The following is an 11,780-nucleotide window of genomic DNA, read 5'->3' on the forward strand; positions in this document are numbered from 1 at the left end:
TAGGTCATCGGCAGGAGGCCGCGCGGTTCCTGGCTTCGTTGCACGTATTCGATCCAGTCCAGCCGGCGCTCGTCGCCGACGAAGCCGCGCTCCCGCAGTTGCACGAACTTCGGCTGGTACTCCTGCGCATCCTGCTTCTCGGTGCTGGCCTGCTGGAATTTGTCGAATGCCTGGTTGCGCACCTGCTGGGCGTCGGTCTTCATCTGCTGATGGCGCTGGTTGACGTATGCCGTTCCTCCCGCCAGCAACACCGCTAGCGCGGCGCTGGCGCCGAAGACAATGCTGGCCTTGCGGATGAACGGGAAATCGTCCTTGAGGAATGAAGGCTCGTCGACGACGTTCTTGCCGCCGGACGCGTCCTGCTTCGGGGAGGGAGCGTTCTGGGCCATGATCAGGGCTTCCACACGAGTTTCAGGGCAAATTCCGCCCTTACGGTGGCATCGCTGCTGCCTGCCTGCCCCTGCAAGGTGCTGGCAGGGCTGGTATCCAGCGGCGCACGGCTGATCGCCACCTGCAATTGCTTGTTCTTGCCCAGCTCGGCGGCGAGTTGCTGCACATGACCGAGCGCAGCCCGGTAGTCATTGTTGAACGGGGTGACCTCGCCTTCCAGTATCACCGCCTGCTGCGGAGGCCTGGGAATGCCGAGCATTGCCGCCGGTGGCTGCGCATCGGTTGCAACGGCGCCGGGATCGGCGGGCGCGTCACCTTCCTTTGCCTGCCAGTGCAGCCGGTTCAGCTGGAGTTGCGGCACGCTGTCAAAGGCCTTGCCGATGATGCGCAGCAGCGGCGCCGGCTCGGGTGCATTGCGCGCCAGCATGCGGTTGATGTCCACCGCGAGCTTCATGTCGTTCGCGTTGGCGACGATGGCCGGCATGCTGCTGATCAGCGCCTGGTACCGCGCGTCCGACGAACGGGTTTCCGCTTCCAGACGGCGGATTTCCTGCGACGCCTCGTAGGCATCCCAGCTGCTGGCGCTCGCCGACAGCACGCCGCCGGCAAGTGCCGCGGCGCTCAATGTGTAGAGTGCGATGCGCGCCTGCCACAGCCGGTAAAACCGGCTGGACTCCGGCAGCGCGTAATGGCCGGCAGGTGCTTTCTGCGCAAGCAGCGACAGGAACAGCGGCTCGCAGAAACGCGGCGCTTCGCCAAACTTCAGGCGAAGCCGGCCGGCCGCTTCCTCCGGATCGACGAAGTGATACCAGGCGTCCTGCGTATCTTCGCAGCGCTGCCGCAGCTCGGCGACATTGTCGGCGGCGGTAACGATGATGATGTCGATGCGCTCGCCGCGCGCAAGCTGCCGGGTGCTGGCGAGGAACTGGCGCGTCTTGGTGGTTTCGTTCACCACCACGTCGGTGAAGCTGTCGAAGCTGAATTCCGCCAGCGGCGTCAGCCGGCTGAAGCGCAGCCGCCCATCATGGAAGTAGCTCTGCCGCAATCCGCCGGCCTGGTGGGTCAGCAGCAGTACCGGACCGTCCCCGGCGTCCAGCCTGTCGAACAGCAGCGGGCTGAGCAGCGCGAACGAGTAAATGCCGGCCAGCGGCACCTTGTGCCGGAGCAGCGCATGCAGCCATGGCTTGGGCAGTTCGACATTCGTGATGGCGCTGAAGAGGAAGCGGTCGTCCTTGCGGCCTTCTTTCTCGCGTCCCTGGAAACTGGCGTGGGTATAGGGCGTTTCGCGGTAGAGCTGGCCCAGCTTGCGCTGGAGGAAGGTGCGGCGCGCCTTGCCCATGACATGCGGAATGGCGTCGCGCTGGAAATCCTCTTCAATCAGGTCTGTCAGCAGGCTGGCCGGAAGATTGTCTGCATCGGCAAGAAAATCCGAAAACATCCGCCAGCCGCGCTCGTCGTTCTCGAACGCCGCCTCTTCGGACAACGCCTTGCCGTCCCACATGAAGGAGGTCAGCCGGATATTCGTCAGGTAGAGAAGTCTCTTGCGCACGGTTCAGACCTTCACCTTGCTGATCGTGTCGTAGATCGGACCGAGCACCGACAGCATGATCCATCCGAGGATCAGGCCGAGGATCACGGTCATCACCGGTTCGATCAGCGACTGCACCTTCTCGATCATTTCCTTGATCTCGCGGTTGTAGAAATAGCTGACGTTGCGCAGCGCCGTATCCATCGAGCCGGTGGCCTCGCCGACCTTGAGCATGCGAATCACCAGCGGCGGAAATATCTCGATGCTCTGGAAGGCGGCGGTGACGCCCTGGCCGTCGGAGATTGCCTGCCGCGCCCGGCGCAAGCCATTCGCGACCACTTCATTGGCGACGATCTCCTCGCACAGGCGGATGCAGTCGAGGATGGTGATGCCGGACGCATACAGCAGCGCGAAGAACGTGGCGAAGCGCGCCAGGATGATCTTGTAAAGGATGGGGCCGATGAGCGGAATGCGCAGCTTGTACCCGGCCGCCTTGTAGCGGGCCTCCGCACTGTTGTGCAGCAGCAGCTTGATGCCGATGAAAATCAGCACGGGTGTCGCCAGCACCGCATACCAGTAGTTGATGAACACGTTCGACACGAAGATCAGCGCCCTGGTGTGGAACGGCAAATCCTGCCCCATGCTCTTGATGAAGCCGGTGAGCTGCGGCACCAGGAAGATCATCAGGAAGATCGTCACGCCAAGCACGATGGTGCCGACGAATGCGGGATACATCAGCACTTTCCTGGTCTGCGACGCCAGTTCATCCTGCCATTTCAAGTTGTCGGCGAGGTTCTTGAACACCTCGGTGATTTCCGCGCTCTGTTCGCCGGCCGCCACCAGGCTGGTGAAGGTCTTGTCGAAAATATGCGGATGCCGGTTCATCGCCTCGGAAAGTTGCGCGCCGCCCTCGATGTTTTCGATCAGGTCAGCGACCACGCCGCGAAAGCGCGGGTTGTCCATGCTGTCGCGCAGATCCGCCAGGCCTTCCAGCATCGGCACGCCGGCGCCGGACAGCTGTTCCATGTAAAAGCAGAAGTTGATCAGGTCCTTGCGGCTGACCTTGCCGCGCCGCTGGCGGAAGGCCTTCTGCCCCTGGAGCTTGCAGTCGATGAGATCGAGTTCCATGCGCTTGAGGCGCAATTCCAGGTCCGGCAGGTTGGCCGCCTCCATGCTGCCGCGCACCATCTTGCCGGCGGCATTCATCGACTGGTAGGCGTAGCGTGCCATCAGCCCAGCCTGTCGGTCAGGTCGACCACGCGCGACACCTCGTCCAGAGAGGTCGAGCCTTCGAGCACCCGGCGCACGCCGTCTTCCACGAGCGGGCGGAAACCGTTCGCCAATGCGGCGCTCTTCAGTTCGCGCGGCGTGGCGCGGCGGGCGATCAGGTCATCCATGTCGCCGTTCATCTTGAGCAGCTCCATGATCGACAGGCGGCCCTTGTAACCCTGGTGGTCGCAATGCGGGCAACCGACGGCGCGGTACACCGTGGCCGGTGGCTGGTCGTCCTTCAGGCCCAGCAGGCGCCGCTCGACTTCGTCGGCTTCGTGCGGGTCCCTGCACTTCAGGCACAGCCGGCGCACCAGGCGCTGGGCGATGATGCCGATGATGTTGCCGGACATGATGTCGGGCAGGATGCCGATGTCCAGCAGGCGGGGGATGGCGCCGATGGCGGAATTGGTATGCAGGGTCGAATAGACCTGGTGGCCGGTCATCGCGGCGCTGAACGCCATCTCGGCGGTTTCCTTGTCGCGAATCTCGCCGACGAGGATGACGTCCGGGTCCTGCCGCATCATCGAGCGGATGCCGCTGGCGAATCCCATCTTAGCCGACTCGTTGACGGATGTCTGGCGGATCATCGGCATCGGGTATTCGACCGGGTCTTCCAGCGTCATGATGTTGACGCTTTCGGTGTTGATGTGGTTCAGCACCGAATACAGGGTGGTGGTCTTGCCGCTGCCGGTCGGACCGGTCACGAGGATGATGCCTTCGGGCCGGGCGATCATCAGCTTCAGCAGCATCAGTTCGTTGTCCTGCAGTCCGAGGCCGTCGAGCGGGACAATGCCTTTCTGGCGATCGAGGATACGCAGCACGACGTTTTCGCCATGCGTGGTGGGCTGCGCCGAGGCGCGGAAATCGATCTGGCGGCCGGAGAAGCTGATGGAGATACGGCCGTCCTGCGGCGCGCGGGTCTCGGCGATGTTCATGTTGCTCATCACCTTCAGCCGCACCGCCATCGCCGGCCAGTAGGTTTTGTGCAGGCTGCGGATCTGGCGCAGGATGCCGTCGATCCGGTAGCGGATGCGCAGGAAGAACTCCTCCGGTTCGAAGTGGATGTCGGAGGCGTTGCGCTGCACCGCGTCGGCCAGCAGCGCATCCATCAGGCGCACCATCGGCTGGCTGTACTCGTCCGAGGTCGACTGGTAACTTTGCAGGTTGATCTCGCCGGTTTCGATCTCCTGCAGGATGCCGTCGATCGACAGTTCGAAACCGTAATACTGGTCGATCGCCCGTGTAATTTCCGAATCGCCGGCCAGCATCGGCTTGACGCCGATATCCTTGCCGAGCATCGCGCTGATCTGGTCCAGCGCCACGATGTTGCTGGTATCGGCCATTGCCAGCATCAGCGTGCGCTGCTGCTTGTCGTACACCATCGGGAAAACCCGATAGCGCTTGGCGACTTCCTTGGAAATCAGCTTGATCGCGGCGGCGTCGACGACGATGTTGTTGAGGTCGGTGCTTTGCTGGTTAAGGTTTTCGCTCAACGCCTCGCGGACGATCGCCTCGGTCACGAAGCCGAGCTGGGTCAGCAGCTTGCCGAGCGGGATGCCGCTGCGCTTCTGCTCGGTCAGCGCGATGCGCAACTGGTCCTCGGTGATGACGCCCTTCTGGATCAGCAGGGTGCCCAGGGGCAGCTTTGGTTTCTCTGCCATGGCGGGGTCAGGAACGGCTGGGCTTCATGGTTATTGGTCCGCGGCGATACGCAGTTCGGCGATCCGGCCCTGGACCGACGCCGGGCTGAAGTTGCCCTGGCTTGCCGAATGGAGCGCCAGCGCGCGCTGGTAGTAATCGAGCGCCAGCTTGCCCTGGTTCAGGCGGTCGAGGCTGACGGCCAGGTTGAATGCGTAGTCGGGGTTGTTCGGCGCGGTCGTGTAGGCGCGGAAATAGGTCTGCTGTGCATCCGGCCAGCGGGATTGCTGCGCATACAGGTTGCCGAGCGCGAACAGCGCCGCCCCGGACTGCGGATTCTGGGCCAGCACTTTTTTCAGGCGGCTCTCGTTTTGGTTGGGGTCGCCCTGGTTCAGGCTGACCAGCCCGGCGATCGCTTCGCCGTCCGAAGGGTCCGCATCGAGGAGCCGCACGTAATGGGACGCGGCCTGTTCCGGCTGCTGGCGCTTGACGGCGATGGCCGCAAGACCGAGCAGGGCGTCGCGATTGTTCGGCTCCCGCTGGACCACCCGTTCATATTGCTGCTGCGCCGAACCGAGTTCGCCGGCGATGAACGCCTGGTAGGCCTGGTTCAAGCCGGGATTGGCCGTGCTCACCCTGGTGCCGGGTTTGAATTGGATCAGCGCCTGCTCGACCGCGCCATCGTCCGCCGGCGCGCGCTTTTCCTTTGCCGCCGGATTGGCCGGTACAGGCGTTGTAACCGGCGTGGCAGGGGAAGCGGACGCAGGTGACGCGGGGAGGACGGCGGCCGGTACCCTGGCATCGCTGCGGACCTCGCTGGTCTTCGGTGCGACAGCCTGAGAGGACGGCGCGATGGCAGGCGGCTGCTGCATGGGCGAGGTCGGCTGCTCAGCCTGCACCACCGTGGCGACTGCGGCCACCGGCGCGGCAGCTTCGGCGGTTTGGCCAGCCGCCGGCGCAACGGTATTTTCAGCCGGCGGCGCGGCGGCGGGCGCCGGGCTGGCCGTGAGGGCGGGATACTGGTTCACGCCGGTCCCGGACAGCTGCATATAGTAATAGGTGAATACACCGCCGAACAGGCCGACAGTCACCAGTCCCAGTCCTGCCAGGGTACCGGTGCGCCGCTTCTTCTCCGTCTTTTTGGAAGAGAAAACGGCCTTTGCCTGTTGCTGGGCCAGCAACACCTTCTTGCTGTCTTCGAGGGCCTGCTGCCGATCCGCGGCTTCCTGCTGCGTGACCCGGTTGGTGGGACTCCTCGCAGGCTGCGCCGGCTCGGTCTTTGCGGCGGGGGTAGAGACAAGGGCGTCGTTCTGCGTCGCAGTGGCCTCATGAGCGTCGTGCGCAGGCTGATCCATGCCTTGCGCCGCGGCGGGAGCCTCGTGCGTCGGGAACCCGGCGGACGGCGGTACGATCGGCGTTAATGCGGGTTCCGGCGCCAATCCGGCGGGAGTGACAACCGGTGCGAGGACGATGGCGGATGCCGGCGCGGCTTCCGCCTGCTGGTACTGCGGCAGCGGCGCCTCCATCGGAAACAGCGACATTTCGGACAGCTTCTCCGCGGCTACCGGTTCCGCAACCGGCAGCGGGTCGCGCGGCACGTCCTGCTTCTGCTTCGCGTGCTCCGCCTTCTTCAGTGCCTGCATCAACAAGCTCATCAGCCGGCTCCGTTTGCCGCGGGCGGCGCAATCGAGGGCACGGGTGCCGGTGTTCCGTAGGGCGGGTTGTTCAGCGGCCGGTCGCGGTTCGGCAGGTAGTCGCGGAATTCACGGTAGTCCCCGTTCAGGCTGGCGTCCTTCACCACGACGGGACGCATGAAGATCACCAGTTCGGTCTTGCTCGAATTCTCGTTCCGGTAAGCCAGCACATCGCTCAACAGCGGCACATTGTTCACACCGGGAATAGCATCCTTGGCGTTGTTGATTGAATCCTGCATCAGTCCGCCCATGACCGCGATCTGGCCGCTCGATACCTTCAGCACGGACTCCATCTCCCGCGTCTGGATCACCGGAACGTTGCTGACGACCGGTGTCGATGCGCTGGACAGCGCCGGGTTCGGGTCCTGCACATAGCCGATGATGCGCGAGATGGTCGGGCGCACGTTGAGCGTCACCTCGTCGCTGTCGGCGATCTGCGGCGTCACGCTCATCACGAAACCCACCGGCACCGTATGCACTTCGGAGGTGTAGGTGGTCAGCGGCGCGATGCCGACCTGCCCCGAAGTGGTGACCGAGCTGAAAGTGAAATAGACACGGTTGTCGACTACCTTCAGCAACGCGGTCTGGTTGTTGAGCACGCTGATCTTGGGGCTCGATAGCACCTTCACCTTGCCGAACGATTCCAGCAGCTGAATGGTGGCGGCGATGTTGCCGAGTCCGGACGTGGGATTGGCGTAGCGCAGGGTCAGCAGGCCGGGCGTGGTGCCGGTGATGACGCCGGACGGCAGGTTGACGCTGCCGCCGATGGTCTCCGTCATGGAAGCGGGGCCGCCGTTATAGGTACCCACGCGCGACCAGTTGATGCCTTGCTGGTACTGGTCGCTCAGCTGCACTTCGATGACCGTTGCTTCGATCATGACCTGGCGCTTGGCGCTCGACATCACGAGGTCGAGGAATTCCTGGATTTTTTCATGCTGGCGGCTGGTGGCCCGTACCGCGATCAGTCCGGTTTCGGGATTGGCGATCACCGATGCCGCTTCCCGATAAGTGTTGCGGCGCGGCGCCGTTGTGGCGCCGGCTTTCGGTGCGGCGCCACGCGCCGGCGCGGCCCCATTGCCGGCGGTGTTTGCCGCTGCATCCTGTTCGGCAGTTGCATCGCCGTCCGGAAGGATCTTGTCCGTTTCGCGCAGCGTGTCCTTGATGTTCTGTACCAGCGTTTCCCAGAACCGGTTGTTCGACTTGTTGGTCACCGACGTGGTGGAATTGTTGTTCCCGCCGCCTCCACCCCCACCGCCGGCGCCGATGCCGTTATCCGTGCCGGTGGAGCTGATCTGGGTCGCGATGCTGACATTGCTGCTGCTGTCACGCGAGATGTTGACGTAATCGATGCGGTAGTTGCGCAGGAAGGGCGCGTCCGGCAGCACCGCCAGGTTCGGGCCGTCCAGTTCGTAGCGCATATCCACCTGCCTGGAGATCCGGTTCAGCAGTTGCGGCAGCGTCTGGTCGAGCGCATTGAGTGTGACATGGCCTTCGATGTCGGGATGGATGTCGATATTCAGCTTGGCATCGCGCGCCAGCGCGAACAGCAGCGACTGGACCGGCACCTTGTGCACCGTGACGCTGTAGGTTTCCGCCTTCGGCGCCGGCTTGGGCGGCTTCAGCGACGGGCTTTGCTGCACCGGTTGCGGAATGCTGCCTGCGGCCTGCGGCGCCTGCATCAGGTGGCCGGCGGACGGCACCGCGGGCTGCGTTCCGCAAGCCGTCAGCAGGAGACATCCGCAAAGAGAGGTGGCCGCTTTGATCATTGGCGCTTTGTCGTTGGTTCTTGTAGGCGGATTGCTGTAACAGGATGTTGCAGCTTGCCAATTCTAAGACAGAAAACCTTTCCTGGCAGAATGAATTCGCACGCCTGTGCGGCAAAGCCACAGGAAAACTTATCTATCCCACAACGATTCCACCTTCGATCGTTCGATTTCCGCCCGGATGCCGCCGAAAGTACGCAGCTGCGGGCGGTAGCCGAATTCCTTCGACAGGCCCGCGATGGCGTCCAGCGTCTGCGTCCGGGAAGCCAGGCTGTCGTAGGCGACGCCGTAACGGGTTCCGTCACCGATCCGGGTCGGATACACGAATAGCCGGTCCGCACCGAGTTCGCCTTCCGCCTTGCGCAGGAAGCGCTCGATCTGCACCGGATTGTCGGTGGCCATCAGGGCAATCTGTACCGTGTACATCCTGTCCTGCCCGTCCTTGCCGAGCAGCGCGCGCGTCGCGGCGAGGCGTTGCTGCAGCAGCGACTCCGTCGCTGCGGGGCTTGCGGGAGTTGCCGGTGCCGCGGATGCCTGCGGCGCCGCTGGGGCGGTCACTGGTGCGGCAGGCGCATCGGGGGATGGATCGGAAGCGGGAAGGGGCGATGCGACGGCAACGGGCGCGGAAACCGGTGCCGGATTCTGCATCGCCACTGGTGCAGCGGGTGCGGCGGCGGGTGCCATTGCGGCAGCCGCCGCCGGCAACGGCGCTACCACAGGCGCGGGTGTCCCGGACGGTCTCAGGGTCCAGCCCGCCGTGGCGGCTGCCATCAGGCCGGCAAACATTGCCGCGCCGAGCGCCGCGTTGCGCCGCCATTTCCGCGATGCCGTATTGGAGAATTCGCTGTCCTGGATCGCCGCCTTCACATGCTGCGGCAGGATGGCATGGCTGTTGTCGGAAAACGCGGCCAGCAGCGACTTGTCGGCCAGGATGCTGATGCGCCGCACGATGCCTTCGGAGACCGACGCGATCAGCTGGATCGCGCCCTTGCTGAATACATCCGGGCCGCGGTAGCCGGCGGCCCGCATGCGGAACATCAGGAATTCCGGGATCACATCGAGCGGCAGCGGCGGCACCTTGAAGCTGTGGGTGATGCGTTCCTTCAGCTGACGCATGTTCGGCAGATTGAGGCTGTCTTCCAGTTCCGGCTGGCCGAACAGCACGATCTGCAGCAGCTTGTGGTGGGCGGTTTCGAGGTTGGAGAACAGCCGGATTTCCTCCAGTGTTTCGAGCGGCATCGCCTGCGCTTCTTCGACCAGCAGCACGACCTGCCGACCCGCCGCATGCCTGGTGATCAGGTCGCTCTGCAGCAGGCGGATCACTTCGTCTGGGCGCAGGCCGGCGGTGGCAATGCCGAGTTCGGAGGCAATGGCGTACACCACTTCGTCACGCGCCAGCGTCGGGTTGACGAGGTAAATCACATCCACATTGGCCGGAAGCAGGCTTTCCAGCATCCGGCACAGCATGGTTTTGCCGCTGCCCACTTCACCTGTCACCTTGACAATGCCTTCGCCGTGGCAGACTGCATAGATCAGCGCTTCGAGGATCTCGCCGCGCTTGCTGCCCGCATAAAAGAATGCCGGATTGGGCGTGATGCCGAAGGGGGACTGATTCAGGCCGAAGTGCGAGAGGTACATGGATATCTGGCTTTCAATAGGAAGTTCATCGATGCCGACTGCTGCGCAAGGCCGGCATGCAAGCCGTTCATGCGATGCATTTCATGAATGCCTGCTCGAGCGTGTCGGCGCCGAACTCGGCCCGGCACTGCGCCGGCGAGCCGACAAAGCGCAGCTCGCCGTCATGCAGGATCGCCATGCGGTCGCAGATCTCCTCGACGTCGGCGAGGGCATGGGAGCTGAAGAACAGGGTGCGGTTGGACGAGCGCATCGATTGCAGCCGCGCCTTGAGCAGCGCCCGTGCCTTCGGGTCGAGTCCGCTCATCGGCTCGTCGAGGATGTACAGCTCCTTGCGCGCCATGAAGCAGGCTGACAGTCCGAGCTTCTGCGTCATGCCTTTTGAATAAGAACGCACCGGCCGGGTCAGCGCCGAGGGATCGAGATCGAGCGAACGCAGCGTCGCTTCGGCTTCCGCCTGGTCGTAGGCGATGCCCTGCAGCTTCAGCGCATAGCCAAGAAAGTCACGGCCGGTGAGGTAATAGGGCGGCATGAAGCGTTCGGGCAGGAAGGCGATGGGACGGCGGGACTCGGTGCGGCGGTTGCTGACGCCGAAGATGTCGATCGCGCCCTGGTCGACGGCGCAGAAATCGAACAGGCACTTGATGAGCGTCGTCTTGCCGGCACCGTTCATGCCCACCAGGCCGAAAAATTCGCCGCTGCCGATGTCGAGGCTGACGCCGCGCAGCGCGGTTTTTTTCCCGTAGCGTTTAACGATCTCTTGAAATTTCAATGCGACGGCTGTCATGTCTTCGGTTGCGGATGGTTGCGGATTCCCGCGCAGGATATCGGCCAGATTGTAACCACAGGCAATCCGGGTGTATAGGAATGAATCGGCGCCTGTGTCATCGTTGACAACGGCCGCGCCAAGCGTCTTGTCATTCCGTCAGCCGCCATCCGTCATGCGCCGGCAATGCCGCGATCAGAGAGGCAATCGACGGCCTGACGTGCGCATCGCCGCATGCCGTCCTCCGCTATCATGACGGCCATGCCTCACACATCCGCACGCCATTCCCCTTCCGCCATCGGCATGATCGTTCTTTCCGCGTTGCTGTTCGCGACGATGGATGCCGGCACCAAATACCTTAGTGCCTTCATGTCGGTGGTGATGGTGCTGTGGTCGCGATACACCCTGCAGGCCGGCGTGATGACGCTGTGGGTATGGCGCAAGTATGGCGTGCGCGGATTCCGAACCGGCCATCCCGGTTTCCAGTTGCTGCGCGGCGTACTCCTTCTGTCGATCAGCGCGCTGGCGTTTTTCGGACTGAAGCTGCTGCCGCTGGCGGAGTTCACGGCGATCGTGATGCTGTCGCCGGTGCTGGTCACCGCAATCTCCGCATGGTTCCTCAATGAACCGGTAGGAAAAGTGCGCTGGTTGCTGGTGTGCGGGGGCTTCATCGGCACGCTGGTGGTGATACGTCCCGGCAGCGGCCTGTTCGGCGCCTCCGCCCTGGTGGCGCTGGTGACCATGGTGGCTGCCTCTGCCTACAGTCTTCTGACCAGCCGCCTTGCCGCGCTGGAAAATCCGCATACCACGCAGTTCTACACCGGGGTGATCGGCACGGTGCTGCTGGCGCCCTTGCTCATTTTGCAGGGCGATGCGCTGCCGGCGATGTTTGCGAACCTGTCGGCGTCGCAGATCGGACTTCTGTGTGCGCTCGGGCTGATCGGCACCACCGGTCACCTGTTGTTAATCATGGCGTTCAGCCGCATGGGGGCGGCGTCGCTGATGCCGTTCACGTATACGCAGATCGGTTTTGCGGCGGTGATGAGCTGGATGGTGTTCCGGCATGCGCCGGATTTTTGGGCGTGGGTGGGGAT

Annotated in this window: 8 protein-coding genes and 1 pseudogene; 1 reads left to right on the forward strand and 8 read right to left on the reverse strand. The window is 63.7% G+C overall.

Annotated elements, in window-relative coordinates; genetic code table 11:
* The 8 genes and pseudogenes from V7080_RS17840 to V7080_RS17875 form a co-directional block, all read right to left on the reverse strand.
* Nucleotides 1-389 (reverse strand): annotated as a pseudogene (locus V7080_RS17840) (hypothetical protein); the annotation flags it as partial.
* 2 nt (nucleotides 390-391) lie between these two features.
* A complete protein-coding gene (locus V7080_RS17845) occupies nucleotides 392-1,939 on the reverse strand; it encodes a hypothetical protein (protein ID WP_334189742.1) in 1,548 nt (515 codons plus the stop codon).
* A 3-nt stretch (nucleotides 1,940-1,942) separates the two neighbouring features.
* Nucleotides 1,943-3,148, reverse strand: a complete 1,206-nt coding sequence (locus V7080_RS17850) for a type II secretion system F family protein (RefSeq protein ID WP_334189743.1) — start codon at nucleotides 3,146-3,148, stop codon at nucleotides 1,943-1,945.
* Complete coding sequence (locus V7080_RS17855) at nucleotides 3,148-4,851, reverse strand: GspE/PulE family protein (protein WP_334189744.1); 1,704 nt, start codon at nucleotides 4,849-4,851, stop codon at nucleotides 3,148-3,150. The genes V7080_RS17850 and V7080_RS17855 overlap by 1 nt, the downstream gene beginning before the upstream one ends.
* A gap of 30 nt (nucleotides 4,852-4,881) precedes the next feature.
* Complete coding sequence (locus V7080_RS17860) at nucleotides 4,882-6,483, reverse strand: tetratricopeptide repeat protein (RefSeq protein WP_334189745.1); 1,602 nt, start codon at nucleotides 6,481-6,483, stop codon at nucleotides 4,882-4,884.
* Nucleotides 6,483-8,288 carry a type II secretion system protein GspD gene (locus tag V7080_RS17865; RefSeq protein WP_334189746.1) on the reverse strand — a complete coding sequence of 602 codons (1,806 nt, stop codon included), beginning with the start codon at nucleotides 8,286-8,288 and terminating at the stop codon, nucleotides 6,483-6,485. The genes V7080_RS17860 and V7080_RS17865 overlap by 1 nt, the downstream gene beginning before the upstream one ends.
* A 129-nt stretch (nucleotides 8,289-8,417) precedes the next feature.
* Nucleotides 8,418-9,923 (reverse strand): ExeA family protein, encoded by a 1,506-nt coding sequence (locus tag V7080_RS17870; RefSeq protein WP_334189747.1) that lies wholly within the window; start codon nucleotides 9,921-9,923, stop codon nucleotides 8,418-8,420.
* Between the two features lie 67 nt (nucleotides 9,924-9,990).
* Nucleotides 9,991-10,707: an ABC transporter ATP-binding protein gene (locus V7080_RS17875; protein ID WP_334189748.1), complete on the reverse strand. Its 717-nt coding sequence runs from the start codon at nucleotides 10,705-10,707 to the stop codon at nucleotides 9,991-9,993.
* Between the two features lie 240 nt (nucleotides 10,708-10,947).
* Between V7080_RS17875 and V7080_RS17880 the strand changes: the two genes are divergently transcribed.
* Nucleotides 10,948-11,780: DMT family transporter (locus tag V7080_RS17880; RefSeq protein WP_334189749.1), on the forward strand; the 833-nt coding region annotated here is incomplete at its 3' end.

It is taken from the genome of Noviherbaspirillum sp., assembly GCF_036846085.1.
Taxonomy (GTDB): domain Bacteria; phylum Pseudomonadota; class Gammaproteobacteria; order Burkholderiales; family Burkholderiaceae_D; genus Noviherbaspirillum.

Bases quoted from the DNA above. Each gene is read 5' to 3' on its own strand.
- V7080_RS17850 (WP_334189743.1), bottom strand. From the start codon at position 3,148: ATGGCACGCTACGCCTACCAGTCGATGAATGCCGCCGGCAAGATGGTG.
- V7080_RS17855 (WP_334189744.1), bottom strand. From the start codon at position 4,851: ATGGCAGAGAAACCAAAGCTGCCCCTGGGCACCCTGCTGATCCAGAAG.
- V7080_RS17875 (WP_334189748.1), bottom strand. From the start codon at position 10,707: ATGACAGCCGTCGCATTGAAATTTCAAGAGATCGTTAAACGCTACGGG.
- V7080_RS17870 (WP_334189747.1), bottom strand. From the start codon at position 9,923: ATGTACCTCTCGCACTTCGGCCTGAATCAGTCCCCCTTCGGCATCACG.
- V7080_RS17865 (WP_334189746.1), bottom strand. From the start codon at position 8,288: ATGATCAAAGCGGCCACCTCTCTTTGCGGATGTCTCCTGCTGACGGCT.
- V7080_RS17860 (WP_334189745.1), bottom strand. From the start codon at position 6,483: ATGAGCTTGTTGATGCAGGCACTGAAGAAGGCGGAGCACGCGAAGCAG.